The sequence below is a fragment of the Micromonospora trifolii genome (genome assembly GCF_022229005.1).
Taxonomy (GTDB): Bacteria; Actinomycetota; Actinomycetes; order Mycobacteriales; family Micromonosporaceae; genus Micromonospora; species Micromonospora trifolii.
The window spans coordinates 359804-381784 of the sequence record NZ_JAKKFD010000044.1 but is presented as its reverse complement, the minus strand read 5'-3'; the positions used below and the strand labels follow the sequence as shown (position 1 = coordinate 381784).

General features: G+C 65.9%; 11 protein-coding genes and 1 pseudogene. 4 read left to right on the top strand and 8 right to left on the bottom strand.

Annotation, left to right across the window (positions count from 1 at the left end; genetic code table 11):
- The first annotated feature begins 3 nt into the window (after window positions 1-3).
- Together NIE79_RS26340 and NIE79_RS26335 are read left to right on the top strand one after the other, a co-directional pair.
- Entirely contained in the window at window positions 4-735 is a 732-nt protein-coding gene (locus NIE79_RS26340; protein WP_238681111.1) for a PaeR7I family type II restriction endonuclease, read from the top strand.
- 450 nt (window positions 736-1185) lie between these two features.
- Window positions 1186-1944 (top strand): PaeR7I family type II restriction endonuclease, encoded by a 759-nt coding sequence (locus NIE79_RS26335; protein ID WP_238681110.1) that lies wholly within the window; start codon window positions 1186-1188, stop codon window positions 1942-1944.
- A 459-nt stretch (window positions 1945-2403) separates the two neighbouring features.
- Here the strand turns inward: NIE79_RS26335 and NIE79_RS26330 are convergent, their stop codons facing one another.
- The gene (locus NIE79_RS26330) at window positions 2404-3852 is read right to left on the bottom strand and encodes a UvrD-helicase domain-containing protein (protein WP_274524689.1); all 1449 of its coding nucleotides are present in this window, start codon (window positions 3850-3852) and stop codon (window positions 2404-2406) included.
- A gap of 34 nt (window positions 3853-3886) precedes the next feature.
- Window positions 3887-5467, bottom strand: coding sequence for an AAA family ATPase (locus NIE79_RS26325; protein ID WP_238681109.1), 1581 nt, complete (start codon window positions 5465-5467; stop codon window positions 3887-3889).
- Between the two features lie 370 nt (window positions 5468-5837).
- On the opposite strand from NIE79_RS26325, the gene NIE79_RS26320 reads away from it, so the two are divergent.
- Window positions 5838-6296 carry a hypothetical protein gene (locus NIE79_RS26320; protein WP_238681108.1) on the top strand — a complete coding sequence of 153 codons (459 nt, stop codon included), beginning with the start codon at window positions 5838-5840 and terminating at the stop codon, window positions 6294-6296.
- Here NIE79_RS26320 and NIE79_RS26315 read toward each other — a convergent pair.
- From NIE79_RS26315 to NIE79_RS26300, 4 genes are all read right to left on the bottom strand, one after another.
- On the bottom strand, window positions 6259-7212 hold the full coding sequence (locus NIE79_RS26315; RefSeq protein WP_238681107.1) for a competence protein CoiA family protein: 954 nt from the start codon (window positions 7210-7212) through the stop codon (window positions 6259-6261). The genes NIE79_RS26320 and NIE79_RS26315 overlap by 38 nt on opposite strands.
- Before the next feature lie 765 nt (window positions 7213-7977).
- Window positions 7978-12630, bottom strand: a complete 4653-nt coding sequence (locus NIE79_RS26310; RefSeq protein ID WP_238681106.1) for a tetratricopeptide repeat protein — start codon at window positions 12628-12630, stop codon at window positions 7978-7980.
- Window positions 12631-14178: 1548 nt separating this feature from the next.
- Entirely contained in the window at window positions 14179-17460 is a 3282-nt protein-coding gene (locus NIE79_RS26305; RefSeq protein ID WP_238681105.1) for a tetratricopeptide repeat protein, read from the bottom strand.
- Window positions 17457-17930 (bottom strand): hypothetical protein, encoded by a 474-nt coding sequence (locus NIE79_RS26300; protein ID WP_145796082.1) that lies wholly within the window; start codon window positions 17928-17930, stop codon window positions 17457-17459. Before NIE79_RS26300 ends, NIE79_RS26305 begins: the two co-directional genes overlap by 4 nt.
- A 683-nt stretch (window positions 17931-18613) precedes the next feature.
- On the opposite strand from NIE79_RS26300, the gene NIE79_RS26295 reads away from it, so the two are divergent.
- Window positions 18614-20188, top strand: a complete 1575-nt coding sequence (locus NIE79_RS26295) for a nucleotidyl transferase AbiEii/AbiGii toxin family protein (protein WP_238681104.1) — start codon at window positions 18614-18616, stop codon at window positions 20186-20188.
- Window positions 20189-20292: 104 nt separating this feature from the next.
- Here the strand turns inward: NIE79_RS26295 and NIE79_RS26290 are convergent.
- Together NIE79_RS26290 and NIE79_RS26285 are read right to left on the bottom strand one after the other, a co-directional pair.
- Window positions 20293-20739 (bottom strand): annotated as a pseudogene (locus NIE79_RS26290) (DUF6924 domain-containing protein).
- Window positions 20740-21372: 633 nt separating this feature from the next.
- Window positions 21373-21966, bottom strand: coding sequence for a hypothetical protein (locus tag NIE79_RS26285; protein ID WP_238681102.1), 594 nt, complete (start codon window positions 21964-21966; stop codon window positions 21373-21375).
- Window positions 21967-21981 lie beyond the last annotated feature (15 nt).

Here is a 21981-nt window from a genome sequence, read left to right as displayed (position 1 = left end):
TCGATGGCTGTCACCCGGGAAGACTTCGAGCGCGCTATCGCCGCGTACTGGGACACAAAGCGGTCCCAGCTGGAGCTGTCCAAGATCGCGGAAAGGGTGGGTGCCGGCACGGCTGGGTCCGTGCGCGGCGGCAAGCACTTTGACGCCGTTGCGGCGCTTTTGTCCAAGTTCTTCCTCGATGCGGGATTCCCTGTCGAATCCATCGCCGTCAAGGGCAACAACATCATCCTGCCGGGTTACTATCGTCCGACCAAGCAATGGGACGTTGTGGTGTCGTACGAGGGCACTCTCGTGGCGGCCTTCGAGATGAAGGCGCTCGGCGGTCCCTCCTTCGGCAACAACTACAACAATCGTATCGAGGAAGCCTTGGGCACCGCCACTGACGCGCGGCGCGCCAACCTTGCTGACATGTTCCCGGGCGAGGAGCCGTGGCTCGGCTACCTTTTCATTGTTGAGGACGCACCTAAGTCGCGCAATAAGCCGACGCGCCTCGTTAGGCGGGGGGCCTTCGAAGTTGAAGGCGTTTGGAACCACTTGAGCTACCAAGAACGGTGCAGCGTTTCGTTTCGGCGTCTATTGGCAGAGAAGCTGTACGATGCAGCTCTCTGCGTCGCGTCGTCCGGCGCCGACAGCATCCCCGTAGAGTTCGACGACCGTCTCGATTGGCGGCACTTCCACGCTGCTGTCGAAGCGCGCATCTCCTACCTACGCGAGCTCGGCATCCCGCGACGTTGACAGCTATCGTAAAGATCGACGAGCGCAGCGTGAACCCCCATCAGGGGGAGTTGCTTGGTCGTCGTGCCACGTCAGGATGCGCGCTGGGGTGCGGTGGGTTGCCGTTAGACCACCTACGCCCTGATCCATCGATGCCCACCAAGTGTTCGGTGATTTTGGTGATGGCGGCGACGTCGCAGCAGTCGCGGCGGACCCCTCCGGCGGGCACCGTGGACCCGAGAGCCATCGCGAGCGCCTGCCCGTCGTGGCAAAGTGTCTTATGAGCCGCATGTGAGGGCACTCGAACTGCCGCGACAGCGTGGGCAAAGCCTGGAGATTGCACCCACCTATAGGTCGGCTAGAGTGGAAGTCTTCATCGGTCACCGGCGGATGTCGTCTGCGGTGCGCCCCTGCTCCGCTGGGTAACGCAAAATCATGCGAGGGCTGCTTTGCTGAACAATAGGAGCAATCGTGGTGAACCATCAACTTCTGCAGACCGCGTTTGCCGAGTCATGTCGATCGTATTGGACGACACGGGACAAGCAGTCGATTACAGGGAAGGGTGAAGGGCTTGCCGCTGCAGTCCGAGCCGGGAAGCACTTCGGATCTGTTCAGGCATTAGTTGAATCAGTTTTCATCGACTGCGGTTACGGCGAGCGCAATTTCTTAAGGGATCGTTCAGCTACCGTTCCTGGACACTATAGGGTGACCAAAAACTGGGACCTAATTGTTCATCAAGGTGACACGCTGATTGCGGCCTTAGAGCTGAAGTCATTGGGCGCCAATAGCGCCGCCAACAACTTTAACAACCGTACTGAGGAGGCGATCGGCAACGCTACCGACCTCCGCCTAGCGCATGCGCAAACCGGCATGTACGGCGATTTAAGCCCCTGGGCAGGCTTCATGTTTCTGATCGAAGAGAGTGCAGAAACCATTTATCCGGTCGGCGGCCTCTCAAGCAAGTGGCCCGTGGACGCGGAGTTTCGCAACTCTTCGTATCTCAAGCGGGGGGAAATTCTGTCGCGGCGTATGCTGCAACAAGGTCTGTATGACGCCGTGTGCTTCGTCACTAGCAGCCAGAATCCTGCGCAGCCTCCGCGGGAGCCCGTAGAGGAACTATCTTGGCTCAATTTCGTCGAGGCCGTCCTTGCTCGTGTGCGAGAAGTGCAGTCACATTTGTCGCCTCCTGGCCCATCCACGCCTTACGGCAGCGGACGCACCCTGTTCTAAAAGGGCATCTGACCCGTGTAGGGGTTGATTCGCGTTCGGCCGTCGCCAGGGCAGGGCGTGGTTCGTTGATCGCGCCGCGGGTGTGTAGCGGCGTAGGTACAGTTCGGACTTGTCGGATGAGCGGTGGGCGCTGATCGAGCCGGTGCTGACCCGGGTGGCGTGCTGGCCATCGCCGCCGGCACCATCGCCGCGGACCATCTGAGCGTGCTCAAGGCGCGGACCGACGGTGGATACTGACTGCTGTACGCGGACATTTCGCCGGGCTCGGCATCAACGTTGAGCGGGTCCCGCACCATCCCGCAAGGGGCTTCCACGTCCAGCCTCGCCGCTGGGTCGTGGAACGGACCTTCGGCTGGCTTTAGGCGTCAGCAGCGCGCCACGAGGGCGAGGATGGCGAGCCGCGTCCGATGGCTGGCCAGACATACCTCGGTTTAGGCATCAGAGCATGGTGGGCTGCGCCTAATCGACGCGGTGTAGATTTTGCTGGATGGATTTTCGGGCCGCCTTAGCCGACCTGCGCGGAGCTGTGCGGAGTTCCGGCTTTGCGCTGATGACGGTGAGGGTCTTGCGTGCGCGGGTGAGCGCCACATAGAGGTTTGTGGGTTCGTGTTGGTCGGCGTCGAGGACAACGGCGTGGTCGTATTCCAGGCCTTTGATTAGGGTGGGTCGGGAGAGTGTGTATCTGCTGGCTCGCCGTCCTGTAGCTCGGGTGCGATTGCGATGTTGGATGACCGACTCGGCGACGAGTTGACCGCCGGCGTCTGCCGTGCGGAGGGCGCTTAACATCGTGTACCAGGCGTCGTGGCGGTAGGTGGCGCCGCCAGGGAGTTGGGCGATGTTGAGTAGTGCCTCCCGCACCGTGGTAGGGGAGGGGTCGGTGAGGATCGCGCTCAAGGATATCTGGACGTTTTCTGCACCTGGTCGGCGTAGGCCTGTGAGTAACTTACCGCCGGCCAGCCTCTGCACGTCGCCACTCTTGACTAGCTCGGAGATTCCGCTGATGCAGGTCTTACCCCATTGGGCGGTCGCGGCGGCGATCCGGGCAGCGTCGCCGCTGTCGATGGTTTTTGCAAAGTCGACCATGTCTTTGCCTTCGATGGTCTCCATGACGCTGTAGGCGCCGTTGAGGCTGCGGGCGACACCGTGGCAGTCTTCGGCGCGGACCCCGATCGCGACAATCGAGTCGTGGGGGAACTCGCTACGTAGGTCACGGCAGGCCCGGACCATAGCGCGGTACTTATCTGATTGAATCCACCGAACTGGTGTCTCGCCGCTGACGAGGAGTGGGCGTTGCTGGTCGAACTTCTCACGGATGCCGAGTAGCCACTGCCCGAGTTGTTGATGGTGGTTGTGCCACCGCCAGGGGTAGGCGTTGATCGTCAGCTCTGGCCACCGGGACTTGATCTCGTCGCGCCATGACGGCAGCGGGTCGTCGGGGTCCCAGCCGAAGATCGCCTGCAGCGGGTCCCCGAGCACGGCTAAGGGCAGCGCCGCGGCAACCGCTGTAGTCAGTGCATGCTGGCTCAGGGTGCAGTCCTGGTACTCGTCGATGATCGCGAACGCGAAGGTCGCGGCGAGCACCCTTTGGATGCTGGGCGAACGGACGACCTGGGCCGCGCCCCTATAGCACAGGACGGATTGTGACCAGTCCGGCTCGTCAGGGACGGTCATTCCGGCTAGGTGAGGATACTGGCGGACGAGATGGTGCGACCAGCTGGCGATTGTGTCGATACGCACTGCGTCGGATCGCACCCCCATCGTTCTGATCCGTCGCCGCAGGGCATCCACGCCCGCATGAGTGTGGGTAAGGATTAGTGCTCGCGCTTGCGCATTGCTGGCAAGGCACGACATTGCCGCGATGATCTCGGTTTTGCCTGTGCCGGCGGGCATGGTTACCGAGCAGGGCATCGCCTGGCGCACTAGCAGTGCGTCAGCGTGAGCGCTACCGCTGGGAGATATCTTTGGGCTCCTCATCGCTGTAGATGAACCGCCGCACCTTGGTCAGCTCCGCGCCGAGGTGAGTGCTCTGATAGCGGTCCCACTGCTGGTAGATGAACTCGCCGAGGGTCTCACCAGCATCTTCGCGTTTGAACCACGCTTTCTTGTCGCGGTCCTTTTTATTCGAGCCCCCGCCAGCTGCGGCGGTAACCGCTGCGCAGACTTCATCTAGGGAGTACCCGGCGGTCGTCCAGGCGGCGGCGGTGCAAGGATCGTCCTGCGGAGATAGTTTTGGCAGTTCGGCTCGCAGATGGCTGCCCACCGCCTGACTGCCCTTGTGAGTGACAGCCAGTTCTACGATCTTCAGCAGCCCGGCTTCGTCGGTAAGGACGGAGATGATTTCTGCCTCCGTGGAGTTGCCGGACTGCCAGCGTGCGATGCGTACGCCAGCTGCACGGGCGGCCTCGACGTGTTTGTCGACGCCGGGGTCATCGTGATCGACGAGAAGCGCGGCTGTGACGCCGAGTTCTTGATAGACCCTCGCTCGGATGGCGGCATTGGCACCGCCACCATTGAAGAACGTCACCCCGAGAGCTGCGTGGGTCGGCTTGTCGGTGGAGGTACGTTCGTCGTCCCAGTGCCGGATGATTGCTCGGAGGATGCCGGCTTCGGTTGCTCCTTCACCGACTACGACCTTGCGGGCCAGCACTGCGGACGGACCTGCTCGGAGTGCTCCCTGAGCATCGTTGATTTCCTCGGGCACCGGCGTGATCTCAGTCAGGCCATCGACGTTGCGGACGACGCTGATGTCGGTTGCCGCCATCGCTTGCACAGCGATAGGAGAGTGCGTGGTGATGATGACCTGGCCCTGCCGCTGGTCAGAGCGTTTACGTAGCTCATGCAACATGTGAAGAAGCCGATGCGGCTCAAGGCCGTGCTCGATCTCGTCCACGAGCAAGATGTTGCCATCCTGTGTGGCGAGCTCCTGCGCTGCGATACCGATCAGCCGCCGGCTTCCCAGTCCTGCATGTGTCAGGGGAATCGTGCCCTCGTGGAGCAGCAGAGCTGACGGCGATGCGGAGGCAACGGGATCCCAACCCGGCCGTAGCTCGATGAACCGGCCACCGCCGATGGCGCCGGCCGCAGTCGCGATCTGACTCGCGGTACTCTGCAAGCTGGGCGCGACGTCGTTGAAGACGGTGTCACGCGAGGCCCGACGCACTGCTATGACGGCTGCATCCGCGCCCCCGTCGGTGAGCCGGGCAAGTGCAGACCCGCGACCCCACCGCAGATGGGTGTCAACGCGTTCGTCCACCCGAAACAGTCCGAGAGCACGTCGCCGTCCGCTGGTCAGCGGCATCCCATCGTCGTACTCACCATGGCGTACCACCGTCCACAGCGGTTCAAGATCGGCGTCAACGGTAAGTTGAAGCATGACGCAATCCTCGGAACCGGGTGCAGGGTCATGTTCGAGATCACCGTCACCTCCGAGGCCAGTTAGCCACATGCCGAAGCCTGTCTCGGCGTCGAGCAACGCTTTGGTCAGGTCGCCGATCAGCACGCGGACCTCGATCGGCCGGGTCACGTCACAACCGTAGAAGTCGGCGTCGCTGAATGTCACGTTTGGGCGAGAGGTCAGGACTAAGGCGATGGCGTCTAGCAGAGTGGTCTTGGTGCTATCGCCTGGTCCCACGAGGCATATGAATCGCTGGCGGGGCAGGCGCCACTCTGTGTGGCGGATACCCCGGAAGTTGCGCACGGTTACCCGCCGGATCTGCACTGACGCAGCCTAGCGGTGGTGACCGGCGAGGCCGGCTCTCTTCGGTCACCGGTTCGGATACTTGTTCAGAGCGAACGGGTGGCTGTGGGATGACCGCCGCTCGGTCTTCGCGAGGCATTTGTGGTCGTAAGCGACCGCCACCGACGCCCGCGTTGACCTGCTGGCGGGGGCCTAGGTGAATCGCGACCGCCCGCGCCCTCGCTGGCCTGACGAGCAGCTCGTCGAGGCGCTCGCACCCACCCCACTGCCGGTCGCATCGCCGGAGCCGGCACCGCTGCCAACATTGCCCGCGCCCGCCGCCCGCACGGGCGAGGGGTGCTGTTCGACGTGGGCCGCCCCGACGCCGCCGGCCGGGTCACCGCTCGCGCTGCTGCGGGCCTTGGGCTGGACACCGGGCCTCACGCTGCACGCCGACGTCGTGACCGGCGCAATCCTGATTACCCCGGCCGCCGATGGCGCGCACTTCGTGGGCACTCGCGAGGAGCTGCCCCTACCGGCCGCCGTCCGACACCTGTGCGGCATCGCCCCCGGCGAACCCGTGCTTTTGGCCGCCCTGCCGCGCCGCAACCGCATCGTCGTGCACCCCTCAAACACCATCACCGCGCGGTGTGCGCGCCGGCGGGGATCCAGCTAACACGGTCGCGGTGCCTGTAGGGCAGCCACGTCCCGTGCAGGATGCCTTCCAGCAGGTGGTCCAGGTGAGGACGTGGACCACAGGGGAACATGGCAGTGGTGGCGGCCTTCTGTCGGCTGTAGCTGTGCGGGTTCAGCGTCGGGTATAGGTGTAGACGGCCGCATGGCATGGCCTTGCGGGTTACCGGGCACCGGGTGGTGCCGGTCCAGAGGTCCGCCCAGCCGCACCGTTGCGTCTCGAACGTGATGGCGCCCGCGCCGATTTCCAGCCGGGTCTCAGATAGGTACATGCGGTGGTCGTCGAGGGCCGGTACGGACAGGTGTGGCACCGAGTGCAGGAACGCGATGTTGTCGGCGCCGCGGTCGGTGGTCCACACCACCCGGTCTCCGGCCTTGCGCAGCGCTCGTTGCCGAGCCCGTATGGTCCGAGGGGTTTCCTTGGAGTGCTGGACCTCCCCGGCCACGGTCAGGACCGGACCGATGGCCAGGACGTCTGGTCGGCGGCGGGCGCGTGGCCGCCACACCTCGACCTCTACGGTGCCGCCGACAGATTCCCATGTGCGGGCCTTGCGCTCTTTGAGCGCCTTGTGGGTGTCGGTCTCGGGCTGGTGTTCCGGGTGCGGGGAGCGGCCGTCTTCGTGTCGGAACATTGGACCGTGCCGCCCTTCGACGAAGGTCAGCCAGACTGGTGCACGGGGGAGTCCTCTTTGGGCCTGGTAGCGCATGCAGAGCAGGCAGAGCAGCTTTTCGCCGCTGATACCGTGGGGACGGTCGTTGGCGATTTGCTCGCGCAGATCGGGCTGGTCGGGATGGCCCCAGAGCGTGATTCGCGGCTGCAACTCGACCGCGGCCGGCACGTAGAACACGCCGTCGTTGAAGGCGAGCGGGTCGAGGTGCTCCCAGACTGGTCGGTTCACGGGTCCCCCTGGCGGTGGTCCTGGCGTGCGGCCGGCAGAGTCGACCAGTTACGTGCCGCCTACTGAGGGTATCGGTCGGCGCGCCAATCTTCGGGGCTAAGTGAGTGGATTTCGCAGAGCGTCCTCCCCGCCGGATCGCCGGTCTAGGTTCGAGCGAGGATGAGTTCCACCCCGACCGCTTTGACCTCGTAGGGCGTCGACATGGGCCTCGTCGGGCTCGGCGCCATCGCTACGCTGCCGGGTTCTGCCTTGCCAACGGGACTCCTCAACCACGAGCCCTGACAACTTGGTGGACAGCGGGATCCGCTTCAACCCCCATTCCTACGGGGTCGACGCTGCGATGGGTAGGCGCACGTCGATTTCTTGGGTGAGGTAGGTCCCATGACGGCAGAGGGATGTGAGGGGAATCTGGCTCCGGCCTGTTCGGCCTGTCCCCCCGTTTTACCCCCCCGAAAACCCCCGCCTGTAGTTGACAACCAGTGACAAGAAGCGACCATTGCTTAGGTGCGTCTGTGCAGCTCAACGCCTACTTTGACAGTCAATGACATGGTCGGATGGCTACGTTCGGTAACAAGGGGTTTTGACAAGTAATGACAAGTCCTGAACGCGGCTCGACATGAGGTTCTCCTGGGATCAAACTTGCGCGTCCCCTACGAGCTTTCGGTGCTGAATGTACCGGCCAACTCCCGCAACGTGGGAGCCTCGATGAGCGAAGCCGTCCGCGTACAGCAGCACCTTCGGTTCAGGAATTTGCGAGTGACGCTCTCACCTCCGCTCGCGGTACTCCCAACGGCGCTGGTTGTGCCGGTACCCGACCGGCCCTGCGCTTATCGCGAGGTTGCCCGGACGGATTGCGACATCGCCAGTGGGGCCTGACGTGATTGGGCCAAGTCCAGCTTGGAGATCGGCCTCGAAACCGGGCAGCTTGAGGCGGACGAGCGAGGGCAACAAGACGGCGACGGCGACCAGTCCTACCAGGATCGGCGTTATGGTGGTGATCATGACGACGGTGACTCGGTTTGACAAGAAGAACGCGGTCCACATCACGGAGAGTAGACCGAGGGCGACAGCAGCGACGGTGGCCGTACCGAGAGCGGCGGTGCGAGCGGTACGGCTTTCCCGTTTAAGTAACTGGACCACGCGCTGTGCGTCCACGTGACCTTCGTCAATCTTCAAGCAGCGGCGAAGATGCTGCAATGCTTGACGTCGTGAATGCGCGTCGCCCACTGCACCGACGGACGAGATCCCACCGAGCCGAGCCTTGCAGACGGCTGCGACGTAGTACGGATCGGGTTCACCGGCGGGAACGCCCTTGATCGCCTCAATGGCCTCGGTGTACGCCTCGGCAAAGAGGTCGTCGTTCTGCGTCGCGTCGGCCTGGTGGAAGAGCAGACGGGCTAAGGCCAGGTGTAGTCGCCACGGCACGGCCGCCTTGCGCAGGCCCTCCCGCAACACGTCTTCTGCTTCCCTCGACTGCCCTAACGCCGTGAGCGCCTCGGCAAGACCAAGTGCCGCCTCCTGCACCGACGGATCCGTACGCAGCACGCCCCGGAAGAGGCGGGCCGCCTCCTGCGGCTCTTGGGTGAGTAGACGCAGATGCCCCAGTTCGACGTGCGCCGGGGAATTGTAGGCATCCTGTGCAACGGCAATGTGCAGGTGCGTTTCTGCCTCGTCGTACCGACCCAACTGTGTATACAGCGCCGCGAGGTCTGTGTGGCTGCCCCTGTATGGGGCGACCTCCAGCGCCCGTGTGAGGTGGTACTCGGCAGCAGGCAGCCGGCCGAACCGATAGTCGATCACGCCTAGGCACACCAACGCGGCGGCGTCGACCTGCTCGTTGACCAATGCGAGGCAGATCTGCTCCGCCTGTTCCCATTGGGCACGCTCGTCCTGCCGTACCAGCGCCCATGCCCTGCCCAAACGGTACTCTCGGTCGTGTGGCATCAGTTCGACCGCTCGGCCAAACTGCTCCTCGGCGGCCACATAGTCGCCGGACGTGAACTCGACCCAACCCAGGCCGGCGATGGAAGCGGCGCGTTCCTCGTCCGATAGAGCAGTGCGTTCTAGCCGGCCGAATGTTGATCGTGATGCCGATAATCTGTCGGAGTCGTGTTGGATCCGCGCCAGTTCCACCTCTAGCTCGCGTAGGTGAGGCTGCTCACGTACCGGCAGGGCGATCAACCGCTCTGCCTCGGCGTAACTACCTAAGGCGCGCAGCGCGGTTGATTGGCGCACCAACACCCGAGGGTCTGCCGCGCTGTAGCGTCCTGCCTCCTCGTAGCAGGCGAGCGCCTGACGCGTCTGTAGTCGGTCCTCAAAGATCCCCCCGAGGCTTATGTGCAGCGTCTGATCGCTCGGCCGCAGCGTCAACGCCATCCGCGCGGACTGCTCGGCGTCGGAGTGGCGTAAAAGCTGTTGAAGTACGTTCACCCGGCGCTCGACGACCTGCACGTGCCCAGAATCTAGGGCCAGGGCCTTATCGAACACGGCAAGAGCTTTCTGATGTTCGTACCGAGCAACGTGTACCTGACCCAGCTCGCTCAGCAGGTCGACACTGTCCGGGCGGATATCGACCGCCTCTACGGCGGTGGCCAGCGCGCCGGCAAGGTCGTGCGACAGGCGCAGTAGCCGGATGCGAGCTGTGAGCGCCGTATCATTGCGTGGGTCGAGGGCAAGGGCGCCCTGGACACTGTCGAGGGCTTGTCGGTACTGTCCCCTGTCCTCCTCAACGCTTGCCAGCTCTAATCGGAGCGCTGGCGAGTCGGAGCGGGCGTCGATCGCCTCGCGGGCGGCCCGCTCAGCCTCGTCGAGGCGCCGCAGCTGCCGAAGCTCTGTAATACGCCAAGCCTGTGCCCATTGGTGCCGAGGATCGATGGCGAGGGCTTGTTCGGCGGCCGTCAAGGCCCGCTCGTAATCGCACTGCTCGTCGTACAAGTAGCTGAGCTGAACGTATAGAGCGGGCGTTCGGGGCCGCTTCTCGATCGCTTCGTGGGCGGCCTGCTCGGCGTCGTTGTAGCGTCTCAGCCGCCGTAGTCCGCTAACCCGCCACCCCAGGGCCCATTCATGCCGTGGGTCAATGGTGAGCGCTTGCTCGACGGCTGCCAGAGCACGCTCGTCGTCATGCCGGTCTCGGTGAACGGCACTGACTTCCAGACGTAGGGCTGGCGAGTCCGGGCGATCGTCGATCGCTTCGCGGGCGGCCTGCTCGGCTTCTTCGAAACGTCGCAGCTGCCGTAGTTCTGTGATCCGCCAAACGCGTGCCCACTCGTGCCGTGGGTCGACGGCAAGGGCTTGCTCGACGGCCGTTAAGGCACGTTGGTAGTCGTACTGATCGTCGTAGATATAGCTGAGCTGGAGGTACGGGTCTGGGGAGTTGGGCCGGGCGTCAGCTGCCGTGGCCGCGGCCTGTTCGGCTTCTTCGAAACGCCGTAGCCGCCGTAGGCCGAAAATCCGGCAGACCAGGGCCGGTTCGTGCCGTGGGTCGATCGCAAGGGCTTGCTCGGCGAACGCCAAGCCGTGCTCGTAGTCGTGCTGGTCCTCACAGATGTAGCTGAGCTGGAGGTACGGGTCTGGGGAGTTGGGCCGGGCGTCAGCTGACGTGCGCGCGGCCTGTTCGGCTTCTTCGAAACGCCGTAGCCGCCGTAGGCCGAAAATCCGCCAGACCAGGGCCGACTCGTGCCGTGGGTCGACGGCAAGGGCTTGCTCGACGGCCGTTAAGGCACGTTCGTAGTCGTACTGATCGTCGTAGATGTAACTGAGCTGGAGGTAAGGGTCTGGGGAGTCTGGGCGATCGTCGATCGCTTCGCGGGCGGCCTGCTCGGCCTCCTCGAAACGCCGAAGCTGCCGAAGCTGCGTGATACGACCCGTAACGGCCCACACGTACCGTGGGTCAATGGCAAGGGCTTGCTCGACGGCCGTTAAGGCACGCTCGTAGTCGTACTGATCGCCGTAGATGTAGCTGAGCTGGAGGTAAGGGTCTGGGGAGTCTGGGCGATCGTCGATCGCTTCGCGGGCGGCCTGCTCGGCCTCCTCGAAACGCCGTCGCCGCCGTAGGCCGAAAATCCGCCAGACCAGGGCCGACTCGTGCCGTGGGTCGACGGCAAGGGCTTGCTCGACGGCCGTTAAGGCACGCTCGTAGTCGTACTGATCGCCGTAGATGTAGCTGAGCTGGAGGTAAGGGTCTGGGGAGTCTGGGCGATCGTCGATCGCTTCGCGGGCGGCCTGCTCGGCCTCCTCGAAACGCCGAAGCTGCCGAAGCTGCGTGATACGACCCGTAACGGCCCACACGTACCGTGGGTCAATGGCAAGGGCCTGCTCGACGGCCGTCAAGGCACGTTCCCAGTCGCGCTGCTCGTCGTACACGTAACCGAGAGCCAGTCGCAGCATCGTCGAGTCGGGTCGGGCGTCGATTGCTTGGAGAGCCGCCTGCTCGGCTTGGTCGAGACGCCGTAGCTGCCGCAGAACATCGATCCGCTGACTCAGGGCTGGAACGAGGCGTGGCTCAATGGCAAGGGCTTGCTCGACGGCCGCCATGGCACGCTCAAAGACGTGCTGGTCCTCGTGCAAGTAGCTCAGTTCGACGTACAGCAGCGGCGCGTCCGGCCTGCGGGCAATTGCATCGTGAGCGCTCCGCTCAGCGTCGTCCCAGCGTCGCAAGCGCCTTAGCTCGGTCGTGCGCCACTCAAGCGCGTCGGCAGAGCTCGGGTCGATGGTATGAGCCTGTTCGAAAGCCACTAGAGCTTCTTCGTGGCGGTGACCTTCGTGAAAGACGTATCCGAGTTCGAGCCAGGGCCGAGGGTCATCCTCCCTCTCACCGATCGCGTCGTGTGCCAACCGCTCAGCTTCGGCCAGGCGGCGCAGGCCGCGTAGCGCCTCCAGTCGTACCTGTAGGGCGGCCACCTCTGCAGAGGTGGCGGCGACCAGGTCGAGTTCGGCAAGTGCCCGCTTGAACTGGTAGCGGTCTAGCAGGCTTCGGGCGTACTCGATGCGAGGTGGGTCAGCGGTCAGACCGATCGTGGTGGCGACCGTATCGACCTCGTCGAACCGGCGTGTCTGGCGTAGCCCATGCAGCAGCCAACGGAGCGCTCGTGGATCATCTCGATCGAGCGTGTATGCCTCTTGGAAGTACGGCACAGACTCCTCGAACCGATACTGGTCGATCAAGAGGCGGCCGGTCGAGATGCGTACTAGTGCGCTCGTGGGATGAATCCGGCATGCCTCGGCAGCCAGAATCGTGGCTGCGACGTAGTGGTGCCCCCGGCTGAGGCTCGCAATCAGCCAGGCAGGCACATCAGCCGTGCCTTCATTCAACTCATATGCGCGACGAAGCACGCCAGCGGCGTCGTCCGGCCGGTGCCGAGCAAGCAGCACCCGAGCGTGTGCGACGGCTAGGGCGCCGGTCGGTTCCGGCTGCCCCATCAGTACGTCATTGAGTAGGTGCAGCGCGCTCGCCGTCTGAAACGTGCGCCGAAGTTCGTCAACGCGTCGGACCAGGTCATCGGTGTGCCGAGAGGGACCTTCTGGCCTAACCCCTTCCTGCTCAACTTGGGCTCTAGATGCCCGAGCGGGAACCACTTTGGTGGGGGGGATCTTGGGCATCGGGTACTCCTCCGGTTGCCTCGGACTGGAGGCAACAGCCAATGTTTCACGCTCTATCCCGCTGGCACTGTCGACTAGACGACCCAACCCGTTGGTAGCGCGCGGAAGCCTCCGAGAGCCGCACCATCGCCGAGACGGTGAGTCAGCGCTGCGTCAACGTGAGACACGAGGACCTCCTGGTCTGTGGTGTGGTCGCCTTCAGCGGTTCGACTCCACGACAGGAGGCTTCCGGTACAACTGCAAGACGCAGGTCGACGAGGCTCGTTCTTGTGTGCTTCTTCCCGCGACGTTTCGCGCCAGTACTACGGGCAGCGTCGCTCTGGCTACGGTCGACGTGCCTGCGGGCACGGTGACGGTCGAGCAGGTGGCGCCGACGAGTAAGGCTTCCCGACCGACGGTCCTGCCCGCGCCCGACAGAAGATGAGTGGCGATCAACGATTCCACTGGCTGGTACACCACAAGCCTCGACGGTGCCTCAAGCCCAGTCCGCCAGCCCTTCAGTGATCAGCAGAATCTCGGCGACATCCTCTTCTGGGCCTGAAGCACTCCTCGGAGATCGTGACCCGGCTGGCCCGCGACGTGAGCCAGCCGGGGCCTGTTGTCTCGGCCTGTTGAATGGTGTCGCCCCGATCGGCCGTGCAGTTGCGCGGGAAGGGTATCGGCAGTTGGGGCGTGCCTCACGATAGTCCCGGGCACCACGTCAACTACCGCTGGAGCAGTCTGTCCGCGTGTCCCTTGTGTGAGGCCGCCTCCTCGTGTACTTCGATCATGATTGTTGCCACCAGCCCGGGAGGAGCCGTGGGACATGGACTGGTCGTGGGCGGTCGCCGTTGACGGTTGTACTGGCTGAGGAAGGGCTGCCAGAGGTTCGTCAGTACGCATGCCATGAGGCGGGCCGCGGCACGGTGGCAGGGCTAGCGGGGGCGGTCAGACCTGGCGGGATTCTGTGAGGGACCCCCGTTTACCCCCCGAAAACCCCGCCCAACCGTTGACGAAGAGTGACAAGGAGCGACGAGCGAATGGCGGTGTCTCAGCAGCTTACCGACCACTTTCGGCAGGCAATGACAAGCTTGGTTCGACTACTGTCGGTAACAAGGGGTTTTGACAAGTAATGACAAGTTTTGAATGAGGCTCGACATGAGGTTGTCTTGGGTTCAAGTCACTCGTTTCCCTGAGCGCTTGATGCCGGGTCGGCGCCGCGGAAGGCGCGTCGCGACGAGCTTGGCCACAGCGCACTGCAGCGAGCGAACGCCGCGGCCCAGCTTAGATGGCGCGCGCTCACCGGCGTCGAGCTGACCGGGGGGCCGTCCGCCGCGGTTGCCGGCGGATGACGGAGGTCTGCGCGGCGGACGGTGGTGTGCGGGGAGGTCATCCGGGCCGGGCTCCGCTCCTCGCCCGGGCGTACGCCATCAGCGCCATCGTGAACCGGCGATCCCGCTGGATCGCCGGATTCGTGCGGGCCAACTCCCGGTAGATGCCGACCGACTCCTCGGCCGGAGCCAGGGCCTCCGTGCGCCGTCCCAGCTCGGTCAGCCGGAGACTGAGGTTGCACAGCGCCTGCGCGGTGGCGGGCAGGTAGACGGCCGGGTCGGCTTCGGCCAGGTGCCGGTACAGGTCCGCGGCTTCCCGGCAGGCGGCGAGAGCGTCTTCGTGCCGGTCCACCATCGACAGGTAGACACCCACGTTGTTCAGTGACTGCGCCAGTTCGGGTAGGTACGCGGTGGGAGGTGCGCCGGCCAGCTTTCGGGTGACGGCCACGGCTTCCTCGGCGAACCCGATGGCCTCCTCGCCGCGCCCCACCAGGGCCAGGAAGCCGGCGAGGTTGTTCAGCGACTGGGCTAGGTCGGGCAGGTGGCTGGCGGGCTCGGCCCGGGCCAGTTGCCGGGCGATGGACACGGCTTCCTCGGCGCAGGCCAGGGCCCGCTCCGGCTGGCCCAGCCTGTCCCACACCAGGCCAAGGTTGTGCAGCGCCTTGCCGAGGTCTCCCCGGTGCGCGGTGGGGTTGGCCGCGGTGAGCCGTCGGTGCGCGTCCACGGCTTCCTGAAGGTGGACGAGGGCCTGTTCCTGCCGGCCCAGCTCCGTCTGCGCCAGACCGAGGTTGCCCACCTGCCTCGCGAAGTGCCCCAGGTAGGCGGCGGCCCCGGCCTCGACCAGCCGTCGGCCGATGGCCGCGGCTTCCCCGCAGAGTGCGAGGGCCTCCGTCCACCGACCCAGCGCGGCGTGGACCTGACCGAGGGCGTTCAGCGACCTGGCGAGTTCGGGCAGGTACGCGGTCGGTTTGGTGTCGGCCAGTTGTCGGAACACCTCCGCGGCTTCCTGGCTGGGGGCGAGGGCCGCCGTCGGCCGGCCCAGTTCGACCAGGGTGTTGCCGAGCGCGGTCAACGACCTGGCGAGTTCAGGCAGGTACGCGGTCGGGTTGGCGTCGGCCAGTTGTCGGAACGTGTCCGCGGCTTCCTGGCTGTGGGCGAGGGCCTCCTCGGGCCGGTGCAGGTGGACCAGGCTGTTCCCGAGGTTCTGCAACGATCGGGCGAGTTCGGGCCCGTGGGCGGCGCGGTCGGTGCCGGTCAGACGGCGGCCGATGGTCACGGCCTCCTCGGCGAGCGCGAGTGTCGCCGCGTGGCGGCCTAGCTCCGCCAGGAGCTTGATGGCGTTGTTCAACAGCCCGGGGAGGTCGGGTAGGTGGCCGGTCGGGTCGATGTCGGCCAACAGCCGGCCGATGGTCACCGCCTCCTGGGCGTGGTCCAGGGCCTCGTCCCACCGGCCCAGGCTGCCCTGCACCGTGCCGAGGTTGTGCAGGGTTCTCGACAGGTGCGACAGGTAGGTGGCGGGATCGGACCGGGCCAGCCGGCGATATGTGTCCCCGGCTTCCTGGCTGTGGGCGAGGGCCTCTTCCGGCCGGCCCAGTTCGGACAGCACCTGCCCGAGGTTGTGCAGCGATCTCGCCAGGGCGGGCAGGTGGGTGGCGGGGTCGGCGTCGGCCAGTCGCCGGCGGATCGCCACGGCTTCGGAGATGGGTGCCAGGGCGTCGGCGTAGCGGCCGGCGTTGGCCAGTCGCCAGGAGCGGGTGGCGTGCAGGCGGGCCTGTTCCGTCGGATCGTCGGACTTGGTGAGCCGGCGCGTGATGAGGACGTCGACGACCGCGGCGGCGCCGACGTCGAGGTCGACGTGTCGGTCGCCGGGCAGCAGCGCCTCGACCGCTTCCAGCGCGGTGACGTCGACGTCGGTCATGCCGGCCAGGGTGCTGAGGGTGGCGCTGCCGGCGATGATCGCGAGCTGTGGCCGGTCGCGCAGGAGTGGGAACAGGTGGGCGGGCCCGAGGTGGGGCCAGCGGGCCGCGGCGGCGGTCAGGAAGGTGACCGCCCGCGCGGTGTACGTCGCGGCTGTCGCCGGCGGCCGGGGGCGGTCCGAGGCTGGTGACGGTTGCTCGTGCAGCAGGTCGTGCAGCCGGGTGGGGGCCCACGGGTCGGCCGGGTGATCGGAGCCGGGCAGGGTGTGAGCGATGAAGTCCTCGGCCAGCCGGTCCGGGTACAGCGGTTCGAGCACGGTGGCCCGATGGGGGTCGGCGGCCGGGTAGCAGTGGCTGTGGTCGCTGATGATCCGTTCGGCGGGCAGTTCCCGCTCGACGCGGCGCAGGAGCCCGGCGGCCTCGGGGTGCGGGAGCGGGCCGGCGAGGGCGGCGGTGAAGACGGTACGGGCCATGACATCGTCGGGCGTGCCGTGGTTCAGCCCGCGGGCGCGGCCCTCGTACAGCCGGGTCCAGTGTTGACGTTCGCGGTCGAGCAGGTAGCGGGTCAGCAACGTGACCTGGGTGGGCGGTTGGGCGCCGGTCGCGCGGGTGTCGACGGCGACCAGCGCGGCGACGTGCACGGTGAGGGTGAGCCCGAACTCCGGATGACCCAGGTTGGGGAGTCGGGGGACGGCGTCCGGACCGGAGAGACCGTAGACGGCGGCGAAGCTGTCGTGGGCGGCGGTGAACATGGCCCGCCGAGCGTCCTCGTCGTCGGGCAGCGGGGCCAGGTACTGCTCGGACGTGCCGGCCTGGACGCGGGGATCGTCCAGGTTGGCGCGCAGTGCCGGCCACGTGGACGCGCTGCGTGCCACCATCAACACCCGTGCCGGTTTGTCGGCCCGGTGGAGCAGGGCGTTGCGCAGCAGCCAGAGCAGGCTGGACAGCGGGTACCGGTCGGCGTAGTCGACGATCAGCAGCACTCCCCAGTGGCGGTCCAGCCGCAGGTCCTGGCTGCCCAGCAGGGCGCTGGGCGTGCCCACGTGGGGCACCGCCGTGACGACCTTCCAGCCCTCGTCGGCGGCCTGGGCGGCGAGGTGGCCGGCCAGCCGGGTCTTGCCCCGACCGCCCGGGGCGTGCAGCCAGCGCACCGCCAGTCGCGGCCCGGACTCCCGCCAGGTGCGCAGCTCGTCCCGTTCGGACTCGCGGCCGGTGAACGGGACCACGCGGGCGTGCGCGTTGAGCATCCGGGAGGGCATCTCGCGCAGCCAGCTCCAGTCCGGCGGGTCGGGCCGGCGGTGCTCCTCCAACAGATACAGCGGCGTCCCGTCACCGAAGACGTGCAGGTCGGCGCCGATCACCCCGTACGCGGTGCCGGCGCCGGCGGAAACCTGCTGCTGGACGAGGAGGGGGTCGACGGTCATCGGGGCTGACCCGGGTCGGGCACCGGGCCGCTCGGGTCAGCTTCCGGCGGGGTGGGGTGGTTGACGATGCTGCCGAACATCACTCCTTGAGCGGTCGCGCCGGAGGCGGTCGCGGTGATGTGCTGGATCCACTGCTGCTGCGCGGTGGGTAGCCGGGTCACCAACTCGTCACGCAGGTCACGCACGCCGTCGGCGGTGACCGGGTCTTCCTCGACCAGGTCTGACAGCCGCGTCTGCCAGGCCGGCAACAGCCGTGCGCGTACCTGGTCACGCTGGGCGGGCGGGGCTTGTTCCACCTCCGCGGCCAGGGCGTCCAGCCGCCGGACCGCGGCGGTCTCCCGTCGCGGGTCACCGCGGCCGAGGAGCCGGGCGAACCCGGAGCGTGCCCCCTGCCACACGTCCGTCGCGGCCGCCTGCACCAGGACCGCCGCCGCGGACGCGCCCAACCCCGCCAGCCAACCGAGATCCACGTTCTCCTCCTCATCCGAAGGAATCGAGGCATTTCCACGCTAGCAAGCCGGCGCGACGCGGGGTCCGGGCTCGGGCTCCGGGATGAGTCGGGAATCGGTCGGCGCGCCGTGCCGGCTGCCGAGGCCGGAAACCCCAGCCGATCGGCTGGGGGTTTCCGGCGCGTGCGGGTGAAGTGACCCCCTGAGCCCGGAACCATGGGTCAGTTTCACGCGGCGTCGACATGTTTGCCTGCGATGCTCCGGCTGGCGCCGAGCATCTGCCGTTAGGCGAGGTCAAGGGATGTGGAGCGGTCTAGAGCACGAGTGGTTCGCGGCCTTGCGGATAGTGGCGGGAGGCGGAGCATTCGGCGTCAACGCTGACGCACGCCAGGCCGTCAACGACCCTACGGCAAGTCTGACGACCAACGGCCGCAACACGTACGACGCTGTCAGGGATCGCGGTGGCGGCGGTCGCTCGGTGCCGCCCCTGCCGTACCCTGCCCCCCGTTTACCCCCCGAAACCAATGCCATCGGGTGACGACTGGTGGCAGACGTTGATCAGTGGACAGCCGCGTCTGCGCAGTCCGCGACGTCCACCCGTACAGGGTCAGTGGTGACGCCTGAACACGCTCCGGGAAGGCTCTGCCCTGCCGCATCGGGTAATCGGGTTCTCCGGCTTGAGGGCCGTGCCATAAGCTCGGCCGGTGCTTGAGGTGTCGGGGGACTTCGAGATCCACATTACGGCTCACGCTTCTCAGGCCGAGAAGCTGTGGGCGTTTGCCACCGAGCATGGTGTGAAGTTCGTCCATATTGTGCTCGATCGTGGCGCGTATGTCTCTCAACCGATGCTGACCCTGAGCGGGCGAGGCACGCTGACCGAGCAGCAGGACGCGGTGCGGCATTGGCGACGCGAACTGGGCGAGGCGGGGATATACCCGTACCGTGCAAAGATCGAGGCGGCGCCCTGGTGTACCGGCGTACCGCAGTCGGATGAGCAGGCAGCGGCCGAGCCGGGCGGCCGGTACTTCGAGCATCACATCAAACTGCTGCTACAGAGTACGGCGGTGGCGGATCTGGTGGCTCTCACCGATCTGGTCGCGCCGCACGGGGCGCGGCTGTCCCGCAACGCCCGCCGGGAGTTCGCTGACGGTGCGCAGGAGCGGTTCGTCAACCAGCGCTGTCACGGTGTTGGGCTCGCCACGGCCAGGCAGCGGCTTGACGAGCTCGTCGAGACCCTCCGCGCCGCGGGCCATGAGCCCACAACGGTGGAGCAGGAGTACGTCGTCCTCGACAGCAATCTCGACCACGACCACGGCTGGCTGGACTCGCCCACACCGAGCGCGAGCGGTTGGGCACGGGCGCGCGAGAACAGAATGAGGTCCGCGCCGGCCGAATCCCGTGCGGGCTACCCGCCGACCTACCAGCCCCTACCCGCCGGCCCGACGGTGCGCCAGCGGGCGGCGTTCGACCCGGCCCTGAAGCAGTACCCGAACGCCTACCGCGCCGGCGAGCCCGACTTCCTGGTGGCGGCCACCGGCCAACGGTGGACCAACGCCCGACGTGCCGCCATGAATCACGTCTTGGCGGCCATTGCCGCAACCACCTGGGGTCAGCATCTCGTTCTGCGCGGCAGCGTCACCATGGCGGCCTGGGTCGGCGATGCCGCCCGCGAGCCGGGTGACCTCGACTTCGTCGTCACCCCGCACACCATGACCAGCGACAGCACCGACGCCCGCACGCTGCTCGATGACATCAAGACCGCCATCCGAGCCGCAACGGGCGCCGGCCTGCAACCAGACCGAATCACCGAATCCGCCATCTGGACGTACGAACGCGCTGACGGACGCCGCCTGCTCATCCCGTTCAGCACCCCGGAGGCACCGGGCGGCCACGTACAGATCGACATCGTCTTCGGCGAACACCTTCCACTCCCACCAGAGGCGCTGACCTTGCCCGACGTCGACAAGCCCCTACTGGCCGCGCCTGCCCCGCTGGCCCTGGCGTGGAAGCTGCTGTGGCTGGCCACCGACACGTACCCGCAAGGCAAGGACCTCTACGACGCCGCCCTGCTCGCCGAACACACCGCCGTCGACCAATCCCTCGTCCGCCAGCTCATGCGACCGGAACTCGGCGCTGAAGCCGATACTTTCAGGGCCGAGACCGCACTGTCCTGGGATGTCGACTGGTCCAACTTCACCGACGAGTACTCCGGAATCACAGGCACCGCCGAGCAGTGGGCCAGACGGCTCGCACTGGCCCTCGATCACGCCTGGACCTGACCAAGCCAGAACAGGTCGACAGGACTGGCACTCGCTTCATCCGGCTGTCGTAATAGTTGGAAGTGCGCGACAAGCGGCAGATGTTCGCATCAGGTTGCGTGTTACTAGAAGCCGCGGAAGATTCCTTCGCCGTTCGCATTATCGGCAAACTCTTCCCAGTCCATGTTCGAAATCGTGAGGTTGTTCTGAACCGACCACATCTCGGACGGCAGGACTCGGAACGTGGCACCGTACTGCGGCCCCTTGCCCTAGTCCTCTAGATCTTCCACGTAGTCGTAGAGGTTGACTACCAGGATCGGCCGATCAGGGTGGGTCAGCGCCTTCGTGTCGACGAGGAAGGCAACGGCATGATTGAAATCCGCGGGCACCACCTCCAGGAGCTGCGACGGCGTGATCCCCTCGAAGGCACGATCATCGACGAATGCAACGAAAGCGGTGAACCCGTCTTCTGTCTGGGGTTCAGCGATCGCCGCCTGAATCGCTGTCCATTCCTGCGGATGGGCAAAATCGGTACGGATGACAAGGGATACGTCGGAACTTTGGTGCCACATGCGCTCATCCACGCACGGGAGGATAGGCCACCGGCAGCATCGAACGCACTCTCATGGGCATGAGCGCGCACCGCCTCGGGTCGTGGAGGCGCGTCCGGCTGAGAGGGCTCGGGACAAAGACGGGTTCCGAACGCCTGGCGCGGGACCTAGGTGGGCTGATCTTCAGCTGAGCGGGATGGCGCCGAAAAGGCGTATCCCACGTCGGGCATCGGTCCGTGGCGGTCCACCGAGGCGAACCCCTTGCCCGGGGTAGGTGAGTCGCAACGGCAGGCGCTGTTTTCTGGTGACGGCACGTCCCCGATGGCGGGGGGAGCGGGGCGCGGTGGGACCTAGCACTGTCATGTCTGCGGGCCCCCGTTTACCCCCGAAAACCCCCGTCTGTCGTTGACAATCAATGACAAGCTCGACATCATTACGGATGGTAACGAGGGTTTTTGACAAGCAATGACAAGTCCTGCACGAGGCTCGACAAGAGGTTCTTCGTGGGTTCAATTCTCCTCGTTCCCCACGAGCACCTGGCCGCTGAAGCAGAAGCTGTGTCGATCCGGGAGGTTACTGCGAGTGAGCCGGCTCGCCATTACCGCGACGATTCCGTCACGTCGCCGTCGGTATCACCCTCGTCGTAAGGGGTTGCTACAAGCTGATCGGCCTGCAGGACCAGGCGTGATCGATGATTTCCTCGGCTGTCCGGGAGCGGCCGGCAGGACAGAAGATCATGTCACTGATGTGCAGACATCCCGTCCGGTGTCTGAGGCCGTCCAGCCACCAGCAGACGATTCGTTCATCGCCGCCACCGGTGCTCAGTAGAGTGCGTACTACGTTGGCCGCGGCGTCCTGGGTGAGCGGGTCGGGCAGCCGACCGGATCGTACGTAGTCGAGGTAGTCCTCGGCGGCGACGCCGACGTTCGACCAACGCTCTCGTACGGCGTTTAGTGACTGCTCGGCGGTGGCGAGGGCTTCGATAGCATCGCCGACCTCGGCGAGAAGTTCACCGTCGTCGTCGGCATGGGGATCCAGCGGCGGGAACTCCAGCAGATCGCAAAATTCTTCACCGCCGATGTCCCAGCTGAGGTAAACCATCACCGCGTACCGGCCGTTGCGCCGGGGCTCGATGGAGACCCAGCGGACGCCTCGACGCTCGCCGTTAAAGGTCGGGCCAAGGAACTGCTCGATCGAGGCCGACCGGCGCAACGCGCCGACCGCGAACGATTCGCTCAGGTAACGCACCGGGCGAGGCTAACC